The organism is Gordonia otitidis NBRC 100426 (genome assembly GCF_000248075.1).
In the GTDB taxonomy this organism is placed as follows: Bacteria; Actinomycetota; Actinomycetes; order Mycobacteriales; family Mycobacteriaceae; genus Gordonia; species Gordonia otitidis.
The window spans coordinates 1-17,010 of the sequence record NZ_BAFB01000115.1; the positions used below are offsets into that span (position 1 = coordinate 1).

Here is a 17,010-nt window from a genome sequence, read left to right on the forward strand (position 1 = left end):
GGGCTTACAATCACCGCATGCGTATCGAACGACGACGCACCGCGCGTGATCGGAGTCAGGGCTCCCCGGTACGCATCCCTGAGCCCCGCGTGTCCGACATGCGGCTTTCCGCCGTTCGGGCAGCACGACGAGCGCGACGAGACCGTCGCGGACGAGGACTGCGTTCGCCGCTCCTGCCGCAGGGAGTACCCGCGTGGCGGAGCAAATCAGATGATTTCGACGCCGTGGCGCTCGAGGCCTTCGCCGAGATCGACACACACTGGCACGATCAACTGGCCGGACTCGACATCGCCGTCGACGAGATCCCGCGGCTGCTGCCCCGCGACCCCGACACCGTGCAATGGCCCGACGAGGTGACCGCGGACGGAGCCGTTCCACTGGCCAGACTGATGCCCGCGGGCGTCGACGTCCACGGGGCGCCCACCCGAGCGCAGATCATCCTCTTCCGTCGCCCACTGGAGAGTAGAGCCAAACGGGGTGAGGAGTTACTCGACCTCGTACACGAGGTCCTGGTACAACAAGTCGCAACTCACCTGGGCCTCGACGAGGAGACCATCGACCGGGGACCGGAGTAGAAGCGCAGCCGAACACGACCGCGGAGCCGAATACAACCTTGCCCGGACCGCGTCGGATCAGATGATGCCGCGCTTGAGGCGACGGCGCTCGCGCTCAGACAATCCACCCCAGATACCGAAGCGCTCGTCGTTGTGCAGGGCGTACTCGAGGCATTCTGCTTTCACCTCGCAGCCCTGGCAGATGCGCTTGGCCTCGCGCGTCGATCCACCCTTCTCCGGGAAGAAGGCCTCGGGATCGGTCTGCGCGCACAGCGCGCGGTCTTGCCACTGATCCTCGATGACGTCGAACAAGTCCTCGAAGTCGTTGGGCACCAAGGACAGATGTCGATGCTGCGAGATCTCGTCGCTCCCGGATGACACGTCAGGTGTTCCGATCATCGAAACATCAACGGGCCCAAGGGTTGTGAAGTTCGGATCCTCACTCACCGGGGACTGCATCTGGGAATGTCCGTGCGGTTCAAGGGGATTGCCGATCGCGTTGTCGAATGCCATCGTCGGCGCCTCCTGCCTGGGAAGTCGTTTTTCTCTGTCGTCAGAGCGGCGCGGCATCGGTGCCACACCGCCACTCATACCCGTACATTTCGATCTTCACCAAGTGTCCGGCGCGATCTGGCACCACCACGGTGTCGGACCAACCTTTCCGCATTCGAACAAGTGATCGAACTTCGTTGCTGTGCACCGATTCTCGATCTCGAACCAGAAATGACACTGATGTGATTAGACACGCCAGAGACCTGTTCGGTCAAGTTGAATCGAAATATTCCTTAATACCATCGACCGACAGGAACTCCCCGCGCGACACGAGTTGTGTTGCACGGACTCGTGAATGTCACATCGAACGCGAACAGCGAGCAGAGCGTCGTGGTCCATGGTATCGACTCGATCCGCACTCACTAGAGTGGGTCGTTGTGAAGGTGACGGTACTCGTCGGCGGTGTCGGCGGAGCACGCTTTTTGTCCGGGGTCCGCGAATTGCTCGGTCCGACGCCGTTCCCGGCTGTCGCGGCCGACGGGGAGTCGACCGACGGGAAGTCGGACGACAGGGGCCACGAGATCACCGCGGTGGTCAACGTCGGCGACGACGCGTGGATGCACGGCGTACGGATCTGTCCCGATCTCGACACCTGTATGTACACGCTCGGCGGCGGAATCGACCCCGAACGTAGTTGGGGTCGCGCAAACGAGACCTGGCATGCCAAGGAAGAGCTCGCTGCCTACGGGGCAGATCCCGACTGGTTCGGCCTGGGCGACCGCGACCTCGCGACCCATCTGATCCGCACGCAGATGCTCGACGCCGGATACCGGCTGTCGGACGTCACCGCGGCGCTCTGCCGCCGATGGCAGCCGGGAGTTCGGTTGTTGCCTGCAACCGACGAGCGCCACGAGACACACGTCGTGGTCTCCAAACCCGGTGGGCAAGAAGGTGAACGGGTAGCCATCCATTTCCAGGAGTGGTGGGTTCGTCATCGTGCGCAGATCCCGACCTTCGGATTCGCGCAGGTCGGCTCGGACGACACCGCGCCTGCACCCGGCGTCGCCGAGGCGATCGCGGAGGCGGACGTCGTTCTGCTCGCGCCGAGCAATCCGGTCGTCAGCATCGGCGCCATCGTCAGCGTTCCCGGAATTCGCAGCGCATTACGCACCACGTCGGCGCCGGTGGTCGGCATCTCCCCCGTCATCGACAACCGGCCACTCCGGGGCATGGCCGACGAGTGCCTGTCGGTCATCGGTGTCGAGTCCTCCGCGGAAGCCATCGCCGCGCACTACGGAGCCCGCAGCGGCAACGGCATCCTCGACGGCTGGCTCATCGCCGACGGCGACACCGCACACGTCGACGGAATCGCGATCGGGGCGGCTCCATTGCTGATGACCGACCCACAGGCCACCGCCGCGATGGTCCGGGACGCCTGCGCCCTCGTCGGGGTCGACGTCCCGGACGTACCACGGCAGGTGTCGAACGGCGGCGCCCGGTGACGGCCGACCACGCCCCGGCGAACGCGGAACGGCTCGTCGACGACCACCGGGCACCGGCCTCACTGGAGATCATCCCCATCCTCGGCCTGCCCGAGTTCGACACCGCCACCGACCTGGCGCCGGAGATCGTGCGCGCCGCGCCGTGGCTACGCGATGAGGACGTACTCGTCGTCACCAGCAAGGTCTTCTCCAAGACAGAGGGGCGGATGGTTGCGGCACCTGTCGACCCTGACGAGCGTGATGCGCTGCGCCGCAAGCTGATCGATGACGAATCAGTGCGCGTTCTGGCGCGAAAGAACCGCACACTCATCACCGAGAACAGGCTCGGCCTCGTCCAGGCCGCCGCTGGTGTCGACGGCTCCAACGTGCCGACGGATCAGATCGCGCTACTGCCCACCGACCCCGACGGAAGCGCCCGGAAGCTACGGGAGGCCATCACCCGCCTCACCGGCGTGCACGTCGCGGTCGTCGTGACCGACACCATGGGGCGTGCGTGGCGCACCGGGCAGACCGATGTCGCCATCGGCGCGTCCGGAATCGCCGTCACCCACCCCTACGAGGGTGGCCAGGACGCGTACGGGAATCCGTTGCTCGTCACCGATATCGCGGTCGCCGACGAGATCGCCTCGGCAGCCGACCTGGTGAAGGGCAAGCTCGACGGGGTCCCCGTCGCCGTGGTGCGGGGGCTCCGTGTACACGACGACGGGTCCTCGGCGGCCCACCTCGTCCGGCCCGCCGACGAGGACCTGTTCCGACTCGGCACCCAGGAGGCGATCGCGCAGGGCAGGGTCGAGGCGGTTCGCACCCGACGTTCCGTCCGGCACTTCTCCCCCGAGCCGGTAGACCCTGACGCGCTCAGGGCGGCGATCGCCGACGCACTGACAGCCCCCGCACCCCACCACACACATCCGTTCCGTTTCGTCTGGGTGCGCTCAGAGGAACGTCGCCGCGCCCTTCTCGACGCCATGGCGGTCGCCTGGCGCGCCGACCTCACCGTCGACGCCAAGACCCCGGAGTCGATCGACAAGCGTGTGAGCCGCGGTCGGATACTGTACGACGCACCGGAACTGGTGATCCCCATGCTCACCGGCGACGGCGCGCACACGTATCCGGACTCGCGTCGCAACGCCGCCGAACGCACCATGTTCACCGTCGCCGCCGGTGGCGCCGTCGCCAGCCTGCTCGTCGCGCTGTCAGCGCGCGGCATGGGCAGTTGCTGGGTGGGATCGACGATCTTCGCGCCCGACGTCGTACATCGTGAGCTCGACGTCGACCCGTCATGGCAGCCGCTGGGTGCCGTCGCCGTCGGACACCCCGCCGAATCGCATCCGCTGCGCGAGCCCGCCCCGACCGACGAGTGGGTGATCGAACGATGAGCTCACAGTCCGTCCACGCGTCCGCCGTCGAGCTTCTGCGATCGTGGAACGCCTCAGAGCCGGAACAGGATTCGCTTCGTCATACCTACCTCGCGTTCCTCCACGCGCAGCCGGATGCGTGCCTGCGACGCAACGTCCCAGGCCATCTCACCGCGTCGACGATCGTGTTCGACGCCGCCTACACCCATGTCCTGCTGACGCTGCATCCGCGCGTGGGCAAGTGGATTCAGCTCGGCGGGCACTGCGAGGACACCGATGACTCGATCGGCGAAGCCGCACTGCGTGAGGCGCGCGAGGAGTCGGGCATCGACAACCTGGAGCTCGGCGGCCTGGCGCAACTGCACACCCACCCCATCACGTGCTCGCTCGGTGTGCCGACCCGGCATCTCGACGTCCGCTTCGCCGCTGTCGCGCCGCCGCAGGCTGGTGGCGGGCTCCCGCGCTTCGAGGTGAGCTCGGAATCCGATGACCTCCGGTGGTGGCCCGTGGACGATCTGCCGTCGGACGACGGCACCGAGATCCAGAGTCTCGTCGACGCAGCGCTGAGTCGCGGGCCGGACCGAACCACGTAGTCCGCGCAGAATCCTCGCCTCGGTGTCTTCCCCTGCTGTCTTCGCGCAGTGCGCGACGAATGGCGCGTGACGCGGCGGTCAGACGTGAGTGCCCTTACCGACGGTGACCACTTCACCGTTGCTCACCGCGAACCGCTCGCGGTCGGCGACAAGGTCGACACCGACCTGTTCACCGTCGGAGATCACGACGTTCTTGTCGAGAATCGCGTGGCGGACGACGGCACCCTTCCCGATCCGTACACCGGGCATCAACACGCTGCCCTCGACGATCGCGCCGTCCTCGATGTGCACATTCGCCGAGATCACCGACTGCGACACCGACCCGCCCGAGATGATGCTGCCGCCGCCGACGACCGAGTCCTGCGCCGACCCACCCTGCACGAACTTGGCAGGGGGCACGTTCAACGACTCGGCTCGGATCGGCCAGTTCCGGTTGTAGAGGTTGAACACCGGATGCACCGATACGAGATCCATGTGTGCGTCGTAGAACGCGTCTAGTGTCCCGACGTCGCGCCAGTAACCCTTGTCGCGTTCTGTGGCACCGGGAACCTCGTTGTCCTTGAAGTCGTAGACGTACGCGGTCTTCCGATCGACGAAACCGGGAATGATGTCGCCGCCCATGTCGTGGTCGGAGTCGGCGTCGGCCGCATCTTTGATGATCGCCTCGACGAGCGCATCTGTGGTGAACACGTAGTTGCCCATCGACGCGAAGGTCATGTCCGGATCGTCCGGGGTTCCGGGAGGATTGCTCGGCTTCTCCAGAAAACGCGTGATGTTCCCCGAGTCGTCGGAATCGATGACACCGAACGCCGATGCATCGGCGCGCGGGACCCGAATCCCCGCGACGGTCACCTCGGCACCCGACGCGATGTGCGCCTCGACCATCTGCGACGGATCCATCCGGTACACGTGATCGGCACCGAACACGACGATGTATTCGGGTTGCTCGTCGAAGATGAGGTTCAGCGACTGATAGATCGCATCCGCACTACCCGTGTACCACCGCGGCCCGAGACGCTGCTGCGCCGGCACCGGGGTGATGTACTCACCGTGAAATCCCGATGTCCACCAGGTTTGCGAGATGTGCCGGTCGAGCGAGTGGGACTTGTACTGGGTGAGCACGCAAATGCGTTCGTATCCGGCATTGACCAGATTCGACAGCACGAAATCGATCAGCCGGTACGCACCGCCGAACGGAACCGCCGGTTTCGCGCGGTCCTTCGTCAACGGGTACAGACGTTTTCCCTCGCCACCGGCGAGGACGATTCCGAGAACGTGCGGCTGCGATCTCACACCCCCCAACTTAACCGCCATCCACGAGCGAGGCCATACGAATCGCGCGTCCCCACCACGTGAATGGCGAAGTGGCACTCTTACAGCTAGCGTCAGGTGCCATGAGGGTGGCGATGATGACACGGGAGTATCCACCCGAGGTCTACGGCGGAGCCGGAGTCCACGTCACCGAACTGGTCCGGCACCTCCGAAGCCTGGTCACAGTCGATGTGCACTGTATGGGTGTCCCGCGCGACGACGCCTACGTCTACTCACCCGACCCCGCGCTCGTCGAGGCCAATCCGGCCTTGTCGATGCTCTCCACCGACCTCCGGATGGCACAGGGTGCCGCCGGTGCCGACATCGCGCACTCACACACCTGGTACACCGGTACCGCTGGACACCTCGCCGCACGCCTGTACGGAATCCCCCATGTGCTGACGGCCCACTCCCTCGAACCCCTACGGCCCTGGAAGGCCGAGCAACTCGGCGGGGGTTATCAGGTGTCGAGTTGGTCGGAGCGCAACGCCGTCGAGTACGCCGACGCCGTCATCGCAGTGAGCTCCGGTATGCGTGCCGATGTGGTCAACGCCTACCCGAGGTTGAACCCGGACCGAGTTCACGTCGTGCGCAACGGAATCGACACGACGATCTGGTATCCGGTCGACGAACCGTACAACCAGGAGTCGACGCTCGTACGACTCGGCGTGGATCCCTCGCGGCCCGTGGTCGCTTTCGTCGGACGCATCACCCGGCAGAAGGGCGTGGGACATCTCGTCGCCGCCGCTCACCGCTTCGATCCGGCGATCCAGCTGGTGCTGTGCGCCGGTGCTCCCGACACACCCGAGATCGGCGCCGAGACAGAGGCCGCCGTCGCCGAGTTGTCGGCGGCGCGCGACGGCGTGCACTGGGTGCGCGAGATGCTACCCCTACCCCGAATCCGCGAGATACTCACCGCAGCAGATGTTTTCGTGTGCCCGTCCGTGTACGAGCCACTCGGAATCGTCAACCTCGAGGCCATGGCATGCCAGACAGCGGTCGTCGCGTCGGCCGTGGGCGGGATCCCCGAAGTGGTGCGCGACAACGTCACCGGCCGCCTCGTGCCCTACGACCCCGCCGACACACGAGCATTCGAGCACGGACTCGCCGAGGCCGTGAACGAGGTCGTCGCAGACCCCGCCACCGCGACCGCCATGGGTGTCGCCGGACGCGAGCGCGCCGAATCCGAGTTCTCCTGGGACACCATCGCCGAACAGACTCTCGACGTCTACCGGTCGACCCTCGCCTGACAGACCGTCACGGTGACGGCGACGGTCACCGGAGTCGGTGCCGAGGCGAAGGCGTGTGCCGCACGCTCGATCTCGTCGCGGTCGCGGTGAAAGGCGGTGGGACCCATGGACACGAGGTCGGCGATCACCGGAGCCGACACATCGTTGCGCTCGCGGACCACACGCTGCTCGACGATGTCGAAGCGGCTACCGATCACCACCGACAGGGCGTCGGCCTTGTCTTCTGCGACCGACAGCATCGCCATCGGTTCGATCAGTTCACCGAGATGATCGGGTTGCGGTGTGACGATGATCCACCGCCCGCCCTCGCGGAGTATTCGAGCGGTCTCGTCGACGTTGCGCGGCGAGAACACCGAGAGCACGACGTCGGCGACACCGTCGGCGATCGGCAGGTCACGCCAGACGTCGGCGACGACGGCACCCGCGCGGGCGACGCGCCGCATCAGCGCCCGGGCACAGTATTTCGAGAGATCCACTCCGATGCCACGAGCCTCGTCGGCGTCGGCCAGCGCTGCGTCGAGATAGTGGCCGGGTCCAGAACCGAGGTCGACGATCAGCGGTGAATACCGGTCCACCCCGACAGCGCCGGGTTCCCGCGGGGTGAAGGCGTCTGTCGTGGCGTCGACCACGGCGTTCACGACCGGATCGAGGACACCCGCGTCGTGAACGCGGACTCGAGCAGAGACCATGTCTGCGGTGTCGGACCTGAGCGCACCGGACCGGCCGTCGAGCAGGGACACGTAGCCCTGCTTGGCGATGTCGAAGGAATGTCGATGTGCGCAGAACAGGCGTCGACCTTGTTCATCGACCTCGAGGGGCTCACCACAGATCGGACATCGGAGCTGCTCGACGATGTCGGCGACGCGGCCGGCAGACCATGGCGGCACCTGGTTCAGCCGGTGACCCCGCGCAGTTCCTCCCCGAGGGCCGCGGCTTCGTCGGCGGTCAGTTCGACGACGAGACGACCGCCACCCTCGATAGGAATGCGGACAACGATCCCACGCCCCTCCTTGGCTGCTTCCAGGGGCCCATCCCCAGTACGTGGCTTCATCGCCGCCATTTCGCAAACTCCCTTCAGAGTTCTCCTCGCCGTGGTGGTCCTCCGACGACAGCGCACGGCTGCCGGGTCAATGATACGTGTTCCTCCGATGAGGCCGACCGACTGCCATATCCGTGCGTGTCCTCCGCCGGGCTCGGTGACCTCGGACCACACGTGCCTCAGTCGTCGGCTGGTGGCGCCGCGCGACGTCGACCGTCGGTGTCGCGGCCATCCGCGGACGGCGGACGCGTCGACGGCGAAGGCGTCACGAGGTCGGATGTGGAGATGTGGTCGGACGTGGAGTCGTAGACCGGCGCACCTGACGCGGGTACGGGCTCGGCTCCATCGCGGGCCTGCAGCGTGAGCACGACAGAACGTAGCTCGTCGATCTCGGCGGCAAGACGTTCAAGCGCCCAGTCGACCTCACGCGGCTTGTAGCCGCGGACCGTCTGAGCGAACACGAGTGCCCGCACGTCGTCGCCCGCGATTCCTGCCGCGGGCAGTCGGGTGAGTGTGGTGTCGTCGTCGAGCGGCGGCAGGTCCTCACCTCGTCCGAACACGTACCACACGACAGCGAACACGGCGACCACGACCACCACCATGATCAGCAGGTAGAGCAAGAGCGTCTGCATGATGTGAAGTCTATGGCCGCCGTGCGGCAGCTCAGGTCAGCTGGCCATCTCCTCGGCGTCCGCGTCGGTTGCGCGCACCGTGTTCATCGGGGGACGGTCCTCGAGGTAGAGGTCGGTGGTGTGCGGCGTGAACGTGCCATCGGGTTCTGCGGTGAACTGGGTGAGCCCTGCTCCCGAGTCCTCGATGCCGCAGCGCCGCATGAGGGTGCCGACGATCTGGCGGCTCATCACACCGAGTTCGATCAGCGGGCGGTTGCGATGGGTGCGGACGCCCAGATTCACCTGTCCGATGCCGTGTAATCCGTAGCGGTCGTAGGTGTCGATGAGCAGCCCGATCTCGACACCGTAGCCGGGGGCGAACGGAACCGACGACAGCAGCTCGCGGGTTCCTGCGTATTCGCCGCCGAGCGGCTGGAGGACTGCGGTCAGCTCGGGCTTCTGCGATGCCAGCAGCGGTCGGGCCACGAGCTCGGTGACCCTACCCCCACCGTTGGCGTCCTGGGTGGCCCCGGTTCGCAGTGGTCGGCGGTAATAGCCCTTGACCAGCTGGATCTGTGGGTTCACGAGGAGAGGTCCGAGCATCTTGGGCACGAACATCGGATCGGGATCGATGAGGTCGGAATCGACGAAGGCGATGAGGTCGCCGGTCACCGCAGCGATCGACCGCCACAGCACCTCCCCCTTGCCCTTGACCGGTTCGAGCTCTGGCACGGCTTCTTCACGGCTGATGACCCGCGCTCCCGCGGCCGTCGCGCGTTCGGCGGTCGCGTCGGTGGAACCGGAGTCGAGGACGATGAGTTCGTCGACGAGGGTGCCGACGAGGGGACGGATCGTCGCGATCACGTCGGCGACGGTCTCCTCCTCGTTGAGCGCGGGCAGGACCACCGACACCGTGCGGCCCTGCTTGGCCTCCACCAGTTCCTCAATGGTCCAGTCCGGCTGTTCCCACGTGTGCGTGCTCGACCATTCCCGTTCGTCGCCGGCGCTGTCGGCAGGTGCGGGCCACATGGCGGTGCGGTCGCGGTTGTTCGAAGCGGTCGCCCGGTGGCGGGCGTGGGTCCGTCGTACCTGATCGGTCATGCGAGTCCCCTGACTGTTCGGGCGGGAGGTCGTGTTCCCGCTATTGCAGCGACCATGTCGACCACGCGACGCGTGGCGGCGACCTGGTGGACGCGAAAGATCCGAGCTCCGGATGAGGCGCTCAACGCTGTCGCGGCCAGTGTCCCCTCCACTCGTCCGTCGAGGTCCACACCCAGAGTCTCCCCCACGAAATCCTTGTTGCTGAGCGCCATCAGCACTGGCCAGCCTGTATTAACAAGATCTTTTACGTGGCGTAACAGGAGCAGCCCGTGGTGAGTGTTTTTGCCGAAGTCGTGTGTCGGGTCGATAACGATTGAGTCGCGGGCGACACCTTCTGCTTCGGCTGCCGCGGCCGCTCGCGTCACGTCGGCGATCACCGCGGCGACCACATCCTCGGGCCTGTCCCCGTAGGCGACCCGGTGCGGGCGTGTCCGAACGGCCATGCCGCCCGTATGCGAGCAGACGATGCCGGCACGGCGCGCGGCTGCGACCTTGACCAGATCCGGGTCGGCGCCCGCCCACGTGTCGTTGATCAGGTCCGCACCCGCTGCGCAGGCGCGATCGGCCACCTCTGCACGCCAGGTGTCGACACTGATCAGAAGGTCCGGATAGGTCTCCCGGATCCACTCGACCATGGGCACCACACGCTCGATTTCGGTCGCCGCGTCGACCTCGACACCCGGCCCCGCCTTCACGCCGCCGATGTCGACGATGTCGGCACCTTCGGCGACGACCTGGTGCACACGGGCAGTGGCGGCGTCGTCGGAGAAGGATGCTCCCCGGTCGTAGAAGGAGTCCGGGGTGCGATTGACGATCGCCATCACCAGGGCACGGTCGGCGGCCACAGGCCTACCGCACAGGGTCGCGTTCATGGATGCCAGCGTATCGAGCGCCGACATCGACACATCGTCGGCGAGTGTGCGCCGGACGGTCTCAGCTCTGGCCCCGCCCGGTCCGTGACCAGTCCGTCGTCGACGCGCTCAGTTCTTGGGCACCTTGGCGTTGGCGACGTCGTCGACGTACCCCTCGTAGTACTCGACGTATCCCTCCGAGCGACCTTTGAGCACGTAGAGCGGATCGTCACCGGTCTCGGAGTAGCCCTCGTCACGAAGCTCGACCTTGCGGTTCTTGAACGTCGACGTCGCTTCGAGATGGTCGACGACGCGCACGAACAGCGGGATCGCGTACGCAGGCAGGACGTCGTAGAGGTGGGCTGCGAGCTTGTTGCCGTCGAGTTCGCCGTCGCGCAGGGTGACCACACCCATCCCCGCCTTGCCGTCGGTTCCGGGTACCTCCACACCGAAGACGACCGATTGGCTGATCTGGTCGTAGCCGTCGAGCCCGGCCTCCACCTCGGTGGTGGCCACGTTCTCACCCTTCCAGCGGAACGTGTCGCCGAGTCGGTCGACGAAAGCGATGTGGAAAAAACCCTGGTCACGGACGAGGTCGCCGGAGTTGAACCATTCGTCGCCGTCCTTGAAAGCGCCTCGGATGATCTTCTTCTCGGTCTCGGCGGGATCGGTGTATCCGTCGATCGGCACACGGTCGTTGATGCCGGAGAGCAACAGGCCGATGCCGCCCCGCTTGACCTTGGTCAGGCGACCGTCGGCGTCGCGTTTGGGTTTGCCCTCGTCGTCGTAGTCGACGATCGCGTACGGGAGCGGGCAGAATCCCGCGGTCCGCTCGACACTGAAGGCATTGACGAAGACGAGGTTGAGTTCACTGGCACCGTAGAACTCGACGATGCGCTCGATGCCGAAGCGTCGCTGGAATTCGTCCCAGATGTCGGGTCGCATCCCATTGCCGACGATGAGCCGGACGTCGTGTGCTCGGTCGGTGGGCTTCTCGGGCTGCGCCAAGAGGTACCGACAGAGTTCGCCGATGTAGCAGAACGCTGTTGCGCGATTGCGGATGACGTCGTCCCAGAACTTCGACGCCGAGAAGTGCTTGCCGATGGCGATGCAGGCGCCTGCCGCGAGCACCGACGAGAGCGAGACGCTGAGCGCATTGTTGTGGTAGAGCGGCAGCGGAACGTACATGGTGTCGTTGGGCTTGAGGCGCACCGCAAGCCCACCGATTCCGGAAAGGCTTGCAAGCCAACGATTGTGGCTCATCACGCTCGCCTTGGGCATACCCGTGGTGCCGGATGTGAAGATGTAGAACGCCTCGGTCGACGCGGGCAGTTCCGCGGTGATGGACGGATTGCTCTCCGACTTCCCGTCGGCCTCCTTCTCGAACTGCTCGAAATCGTAGACGTGCGAAGGCAATACGTCGGCCTCGATGGACTCGAGAGCTTCGGCACAGTCCGGATCGAAGACCAGCACCCGGGCACCGAGCAACTTCACACTGTGCTCGAGCACGCTGCCGCGCTGGTTGTAGTTCAGCATCCCCGCGATGGCGCCGAGCTTGACCGTGGCGAGCATGAGCATGAGGTCGGTCGGACAGTTCTTCGACAGGATGGCGACGACGTCGCCCTTGCGCACACCGTCGTCGGTGAGCACCGCGGCAAACCGGTTCACGTGGCGATTGGCTTCGCCGTAGGTGATGGTCTTGCCCTCGAAGCGGATGAACGGGCGCTCGGGATGGTCGGCGGCACGCTTGGCGAAGATCGACCCGATGGTCCGCTTGGCATCGGGCGGACGCCTGATCAGACCCGGCGCGTTCTTGATCATGCCGACGGCGTCGGGCGCCATCTTGGCGACACCCTTCAACACGTCCGTGATTCCGACGACCTTGGTGGCGTCACCTGACATCTACTTCCACCCTCCCGCTACGTTGCCGACACGCGTTGACGTGTTGTTCGACACCTTACCGCTCAGTAGCAAACGCGAGAGCGCCCGGCACCGTCTCGGTCACTCGGAGACGGGATAGTGATCGCTCCGACACGAATCCCTCGCCACGCAAGTGTTGCAGCCACCCGAGCAGCGGCGCATAGAAATCGAAGGGGTCGCAGATGATCACCGGTTTGGCGTGCATACCGAGGTAGCCGCCGGTCCAGGTCTCGAAGAATTCCTCGAGGGTGCCGATTCCGCCCGGCAGCGTGATGAAGGCATCGGCACGGTCGTCCATCAACTGCTTGCGCTGGCGCATCGTCTCGGTGACGACCAGTTCGTCGGCGTCGAGGTCGGCCACCTCGCGCTCCATCAGCGCCCGCGGAATGATCCCGACCGTCGTGCCGCCCGCGGCCCGCGTCGCCGACGCGACGGCACCCATCATCGAGACGTTGCCTCCTCCGGAGACCAGGGTGTGCCCGGCTGCACCGATCGCGGTGCCGAGGTCGGCGGCGAGGTCGAGATAGCGCTGCTCGACCGGACCGGACGCGCAGTACACACAGATCGCGGTCATCGGGTCGGGGTCGCATCGGTGATGATCTGGACCGCTTCCTCCGGTGTGTCGACGACGTGGAAGAGATCGAGGTCGTCGGCCGAGATCATGCCGCCCTCGAGGAGTCGGTCGCGCATCCAGTCGATCAGCCCCGCCCAGTGCGTGCGTCCGAGCAACACGATCGGAAAGCGCACCACCTTCTTGGTCTGGACGAGGGTGAGCGCCTCGAAGAGTTCGTCGAGTGTGCCGAACCCGCCCGGGAGGCAGACGAATGCCTGCGCGTACTTGACGAACATGGTCTTGCGCACGAAGAAGTAGCGGAAGTTCATCCCGAGATCGACCCAGGGATTGAGGTGCTGCTCGAACGGCAACTCGATGTTCAATCCGATAGAGCGCGAATCAGTGTGCGCTGCACCGCGGTTGGCGGCTTCCATGACACCCGGGCCACCCCCGGTGATGACTGCGTAACCCGCGTCTCCCAGCGCTTTACCCAGCCGGACACCCAGGTCGTACTCCGGCGTGTCCTCGGGGATGCGGGCCGACCCGAACACCGTCACCGCCTCGGCGACGTCGTTCATGGCGTCGAATCCGGCGACGAACTCGGACTGGATGCGCAGCACCCGCCACGAATCACGCATGGTGCGCTCGGCCCGCAGCGTCTGATCGCGGGGATCGACCCACTGCAGCAGTCGACGATCGGTGGTCTCGGGTTGCTGCAGATCCCTGCGGATGCGCATCGGGCCGACGTAGCAGGCGGCGGCGTCGTCGACGATTTCCTCGTCGTAGCGCTGGGACACGGCGTCGGAATCACGCGGGTTCTCTGACGTTGCGGACATGCAGGTCACGCTAGCAAGCGTGCGCAACCCGATGGCACTCCCGAACGCGGTGCGCGACGACCACGAGGACCCGACGGTCAGGACGGGGCCGGTGCGGACAGATAGGTCCGCAGCAGTTCGGTCACCTCGGTGACCTGGGCGACGGGCACGCGCTCGTCGACCCGATGGGCCAGATTCGGATCACCGGGGCCGAGATTGACCGCGGGGATACCGAGCGCGGAGAACCTCGAGACGTCGGTCCAGCCGTACTTGGCGCGGAATCGGCCGTGCGCGGCGTCGACCAATGCGGCCGCTGCGGGATGGCTCAGTCCTGGAAGTGCTCCCGGGGCGGCGTCGGTCAGTTCGAGTGTGATCATCTCGGTGTCGAGGTCTTCGGCGAAGACGTCGCGGACGTGGTCGAGCGCGTCGTCGACGCTGCGGTCGGGAGCGAAGCGGAAATTGATGGTGACCCACGCGTCGTCGGGGACGACGTTGCCCGCGACACCTCCCCCGATGCCGACGGCCGACAGCCCCTCGCGGTACTCGCAGCCGTCGATGTCGACGTGGCGGGGTTCGTAGTTCGCGAGCGTGGTGAGCACACCGCCGAGCTTGTGAATCGCGTTGTCGCCCATCCAGGATCGCGCGGAGTGCGCACGCGTACCCGACGCGGTGAGCCGAACACGCAGTGTCCCCTGGCAACCCGCCTCGATCTGGCCTGCGGTCGGCTCACCGAGAATGGCGACGTCCCCCGAAAGCCATTCGGGCAGTTCACGTTCGAGAACTCCCAGACCGTTGTACTCGGCGGCGATCTCCTCACAGTCGTAGAAGATGAGGGTCAGGTCATGGGCGGGATCGTCCATCGTGGCCGCAAGGTGGAGGAACACCGCGTCGCCCGATTTCATGTCGACCGTGCCGCAGCCGTGCAACACATCACCCTCGACGTCGTCGACGGTGCGTCGGCTCGGCAGGTTGTCGGCGACCGGGACCGTGTCGAGGTGACCGGCGAGGATGACCCGGCTGGGTTTACCCCTGTCGGTGCGGGCCAACACGCGGTTGCCGTGCCGGAGCACGTCGAACCCGATCGTCTGCTCGCGCAGGGCCTCTTCCACGGCGTCGGCGATCGCGGACTCGTTGCGCGACTCGCTCTCGATGTCGACGAGAGCCGCGGTCAGTTCGACGGGATCGGCACGCAGATCGAGGTGTGTGACCGGTGTTCGGGATGTACTCACGACCACCAATTTATCGCTGCGCCGTGTCCGAGACGCGATGGCAGACTGGAATACATGTACGGCACCGTCATTCACGCGCCCTTCGATGTCCGGTTCGAGGAGGTCGAACGTCCGCAGATCGACGAACCGACCGACGCCGTCGTGCGACTCACCGCGACGTGCGTGTGCGGTTCGGATCTGTGGACCTACCGCGGGATCAACGCGATCGACCGACCCGTACACATGGGACACGAGTACGTCGGGATCGTCGAGGAGGTCGGTTCCGCGGTGCGCACCGTCGCTCCGGGACAGTTCGTCATCGGCTCGTTCTTCGCCTCCGACAACACCTGCGAGATCTGCCTGGCCGGGTACCAGACCGGATGCGTGCACCGGGCTCCGGTCCGCGGAGCCCAGGCGGAATATCTGCGGGTGCCGTTGGCCGATGGCACGCTGGTCGCCACACCCGAGGTGCCCGATGACGAGGTCGTGCCGGATCTGCTCGCCGCGTCGGACGTGTTGGGCACGGGGTGGTTCGGTGCCACCGCGGCCGAGGTCGGCCCCGGCAAGACCGTCGTGGTCGTCGGCGACGGCGCGGTCGGACTGCTGGCGGTGCTCGCCTCCGCGCAGTTGGGCGCCGAGCGGATCATCGTCATGAGCCGCCACGAACAGCGACAGACACTCGCGCTGGAGTTCGGCGCGACCGACATCGTGGTCGAGCGCGGTGACGACGGTGTGAGCGTCGTGAAGGACCTCACGCACGGAGTGGGCGCGCACTCGGTGATCGAGGCGGTCGGCACCCAGCAGTCGATGACGCAGGCCATCGATTCGGCGCGGCCCGGCGGCCACGTCGGATTCGTCGGAGTGGCACACGGCGTCGAGATCCCCGGCGACCAACTGTTCTACAAGCTCGTGCATCTACACGGCGGACCGGCTCCGGTACGACGCTTCCTGCCGGAGCTCATCACCCGCATCACGAACCGGGAGATCAACCCCGGCAAGGTATTCGACCTCGAACTCCCGCTCAGCGAGGTGGCGCAGGGCTACGCGGCGATGGACGAACGCCGGGCGATCAAGACCCTACTGCGGCCCTGACTCCCTGATGTGCCTGGACTACCCGAACTGTCATCTCCCACCTGTCGCCGATCTGTATGACAGACGCCCCGGATTCGCGGGCCGCTCGTCATACTGATCGGGCCGCGTCGGGATCACGCTGCCGAAGACCCACCGTGGATGGGACGAAAGACCCTCTCCCCCAGCGCAACCGGGGTCGAGCATGGACATGTAGACCACACTCGTCGAGGAGATGATGTTCGATGTCCATCCAGCGCACGCACACCGACAACCCGCAACACCCCGCAGCCATCGTCGGCTTCGCGATCTTCCTGGTCGGCTTCGGCGCCGCGCCACTCGCGCTCACCGCGCTCGCGTTCGGTAACGGGGCAGCCGCACTCACCGCGGCGATCGTCGCGGTGATCGCGATGTCGGTGGGCATCGGCATCGTCTCGGTGATGACACGACGCCTCAACCACAGCGCGCTACTGCCGGATTCGACGTCGAGCGAGAAGCAGCACTACCTGGAGGTCTACCGCCACCAGGCCGCGTGACGCGCGTTCGAAGAAGCCGGCCGCGCGGGGTCGGGATCCGCGAGTGACACGGGTCCCGATCCCGCGCGATCGTCCGGGCCCGGTGACGGTCGAATCTTGCCCGCTTCGACCGTCAGAATGTGACCTCGGTAACACTAAGGTGAGGGGCGTCGTCGAATCGAGGAGATGGCGCCATGACCACTTTCCACAGGTCACATGTCTCGCACGGCAACCATCCGATGGGTGTCGTCGCGTTCGTCCTTGTGCTGGTC

At 66.0% G+C, this 17,010-nt stretch carries 18 protein-coding genes; 7 read left to right on the plus strand and 11 right to left on the minus strand.

Features of this window, described 5'->3' with window-relative positions; translation table 11 throughout:
• The first annotated feature begins 98 nt into the window (after positions 1-98).
• Entirely contained in the window at positions 99-575 is a 477-nt protein-coding gene (locus tag GOOTI_RS12010; protein ID WP_039994015.1) for a metallopeptidase family protein, read from the plus strand.
• 57 nt (positions 576-632) lie between these two features.
• Here the strand turns inward: GOOTI_RS12010 and GOOTI_RS26150 are convergent, their stop codons facing one another.
• Entirely contained in the window at positions 633-896 is a 264-nt protein-coding gene (locus GOOTI_RS26150; RefSeq protein WP_169315811.1) for a WhiB family transcriptional regulator, read from the minus strand.
• 587 nt (positions 897-1,483) lie between these two features.
• Between GOOTI_RS26150 and cofD the strand changes: the two genes are divergently transcribed.
• From cofD to GOOTI_RS12030, 3 genes are read left to right on the plus strand one after another with little or no spacing between them, the layout of a single operon-like run.
• Entirely contained in the window at positions 1,484-2,548 is a 1,065-nt protein-coding gene (cofD, locus tag GOOTI_RS12020) for a 2-phospho-L-lactate transferase (protein WP_007238864.1), read from the plus strand.
• Positions 2,545-3,924 carry a coenzyme F420-0:L-glutamate ligase gene (locus GOOTI_RS12025; RefSeq protein ID WP_007238865.1) on the plus strand — a complete coding sequence of 460 codons (1,380 nt, stop codon included), beginning with the start codon at positions 2,545-2,547 and terminating at the stop codon, positions 3,922-3,924. Before cofD ends, GOOTI_RS12025 begins: the two co-directional genes overlap by 4 nt.
• Positions 3,921-4,496 (plus strand): NUDIX hydrolase, encoded by a 576-nt coding sequence (locus tag GOOTI_RS12030; protein ID WP_007238866.1) that lies wholly within the window; start codon positions 3,921-3,923, stop codon positions 4,494-4,496. Before GOOTI_RS12025 ends, GOOTI_RS12030 begins: the two co-directional genes overlap by 4 nt.
• Positions 4,497-4,574: 78 nt before the next feature.
• Here the strand turns inward: GOOTI_RS12030 and glgC are convergent, their stop codons facing one another.
• Positions 4,575-5,789 carry a glucose-1-phosphate adenylyltransferase gene (gene glgC, locus GOOTI_RS12035; RefSeq protein WP_039994013.1) on the minus strand — a complete coding sequence of 405 codons (1,215 nt, stop codon included), beginning with the start codon at positions 5,787-5,789 and terminating at the stop codon, positions 4,575-4,577.
• A 101-nt stretch (positions 5,790-5,890) separates the two neighbouring features.
• Between glgC and glgA the strand changes: the two genes are divergently transcribed.
• On the plus strand, positions 5,891-7,057 hold the full coding sequence (gene glgA, locus GOOTI_RS12040; RefSeq protein ID WP_217997290.1) for a glycogen synthase: 1,167 nt from the start codon (positions 5,891-5,893) through the stop codon (positions 7,055-7,057).
• Here the strand turns inward: glgA and GOOTI_RS12045 are convergent.
• The 9 genes from GOOTI_RS12045 to dapE form a co-directional block, all read right to left on the minus strand.
• On the minus strand, positions 7,036-7,944 hold the full coding sequence (locus GOOTI_RS12045; protein ID WP_233425491.1) for a putative RNA methyltransferase: 909 nt from the start codon (positions 7,942-7,944) through the stop codon (positions 7,036-7,038). The genes glgA and GOOTI_RS12045 overlap by 22 nt on opposite strands.
• A gap of 5 nt (positions 7,945-7,949) precedes the next feature.
• Positions 7,950-8,117: a DUF3117 domain-containing protein gene (locus GOOTI_RS25155; protein WP_004019232.1), complete on the minus strand. Its 168-nt coding sequence runs from the start codon at positions 8,115-8,117 to the stop codon at positions 7,950-7,952.
• Positions 8,118-8,275: 158 nt separating this feature from the next.
• Entirely contained in the window at positions 8,276-8,728 is a 453-nt protein-coding gene (locus GOOTI_RS12050) for a DivIVA domain-containing protein (protein WP_007238870.1), read from the minus strand.
• Positions 8,729-8,764: 36 nt separating this feature from the next.
• Positions 8,765-9,808, minus strand: a complete 1,044-nt coding sequence (locus GOOTI_RS12055; protein ID WP_007238871.1) for a glucosyl-3-phosphoglycerate synthase — start codon at positions 9,806-9,808, stop codon at positions 8,765-8,767.
• Positions 9,805-10,680, minus strand: a complete 876-nt coding sequence (gene folP, locus GOOTI_RS12060; RefSeq protein WP_039994020.1) for a dihydropteroate synthase — start codon at positions 10,678-10,680, stop codon at positions 9,805-9,807. The genes GOOTI_RS12055 and folP overlap by 4 nt, the downstream gene beginning before the upstream one ends.
• A 108-nt stretch (positions 10,681-10,788) precedes the next feature.
• Complete coding sequence (locus GOOTI_RS12065; protein ID WP_007238873.1) at positions 10,789-12,561, minus strand: long-chain-acyl-CoA synthetase; 1,773 nt, start codon at positions 12,559-12,561, stop codon at positions 10,789-10,791.
• A gap of 55 nt (positions 12,562-12,616) precedes the next feature.
• Positions 12,617-13,153 (minus strand): LOG family protein, encoded by a 537-nt coding sequence (locus GOOTI_RS12070; RefSeq protein WP_007238874.1) that lies wholly within the window; start codon positions 13,151-13,153, stop codon positions 12,617-12,619.
• Complete coding sequence (locus tag GOOTI_RS12075) at positions 13,150-13,968, minus strand: LOG family protein (RefSeq protein WP_051997955.1); 819 nt, start codon at positions 13,966-13,968, stop codon at positions 13,150-13,152. Before GOOTI_RS12075 ends, GOOTI_RS12070 begins: the two co-directional genes overlap by 4 nt.
• Before the next feature lie 77 nt (positions 13,969-14,045).
• Positions 14,046-15,182 carry a succinyl-diaminopimelate desuccinylase gene (gene dapE / locus GOOTI_RS12080; protein ID WP_007238876.1) on the minus strand — a complete coding sequence of 379 codons (1,137 nt, stop codon included), beginning with the start codon at positions 15,180-15,182 and terminating at the stop codon, positions 14,046-14,048.
• A 48-nt stretch (positions 15,183-15,230) separates the two neighbouring features.
• Between dapE and GOOTI_RS12085 the strand changes: the two genes are divergently transcribed.
• Positions 15,231-16,247: a zinc-dependent alcohol dehydrogenase family protein gene (locus GOOTI_RS12085; RefSeq protein WP_007238877.1), complete on the plus strand. Its 1,017-nt coding sequence runs from the start codon at positions 15,231-15,233 to the stop codon at positions 16,245-16,247.
• A gap of 221 nt (positions 16,248-16,468) precedes the next feature.
• Complete coding sequence (locus GOOTI_RS12090) at positions 16,469-16,759, plus strand: hypothetical protein (protein WP_007238878.1); 291 nt, start codon at positions 16,469-16,471, stop codon at positions 16,757-16,759.
• Positions 16,760-17,010 lie beyond the last annotated feature (251 nt).

Coding starts and splice junctions, on each gene's coding strand:
- GOOTI_RS12010 (WP_039994015.1), top strand. CDS start 99: ATGCGGCTTTCCGCCGTTCGGGCAGCACGACGAGCGCGACGAGACCGT.
- GOOTI_RS12030 (WP_007238866.1), top strand. CDS start 3,921: ATGAGCTCACAGTCCGTCCACGCGTCCGCCGTCGAGCTTCTGCGATCG.
- glgA (WP_217997290.1), top strand. CDS start 5,891: ATGAGGGTGGCGATGATGACACGGGAGTATCCACCCGAGGTCTACGGC.
- GOOTI_RS25155 (WP_004019232.1), bottom strand. CDS start 8,117: ATGGCGGCGATGAAGCCACGTACTGGGGATGGGCCCCTGGAAGCAGCC.
- GOOTI_RS12050 (WP_007238870.1), bottom strand. CDS start 8,728: ATGCAGACGCTCTTGCTCTACCTGCTGATCATGGTGGTGGTCGTGGTC.
- GOOTI_RS12055 (WP_007238871.1), bottom strand. CDS start 9,808: ATGACCGATCAGGTACGACGGACCCACGCCCGCCACCGGGCGACCGCT.
- folP (WP_039994020.1), bottom strand. CDS start 10,680: ATGAACGCGACCCTGTGCGGTAGGCCTGTGGCCGCCGACCGTGCCCTG.
- GOOTI_RS12065 (WP_007238873.1), bottom strand. CDS start 12,561: ATGTCAGGTGACGCCACCAAGGTCGTCGGAATCACGGACGTGTTGAAG.
- GOOTI_RS12070 (WP_007238874.1), bottom strand. CDS start 13,153: ATGACCGCGATCTGTGTGTACTGCGCGTCCGGTCCGGTCGAGCAGCGC.
- GOOTI_RS12075 (WP_051997955.1), bottom strand. CDS start 13,968: ATGTCCGCAACGTCAGAGAACCCGCGTGATTCCGACGCCGTGTCCCAG.
- GOOTI_RS12085 (WP_007238877.1), top strand. CDS start 15,231: ATGTACGGCACCGTCATTCACGCGCCCTTCGATGTCCGGTTCGAGGAG.
- GOOTI_RS12090 (WP_007238878.1), top strand. CDS start 16,469: ATGTCCATCCAGCGCACGCACACCGACAACCCGCAACACCCCGCAGCC.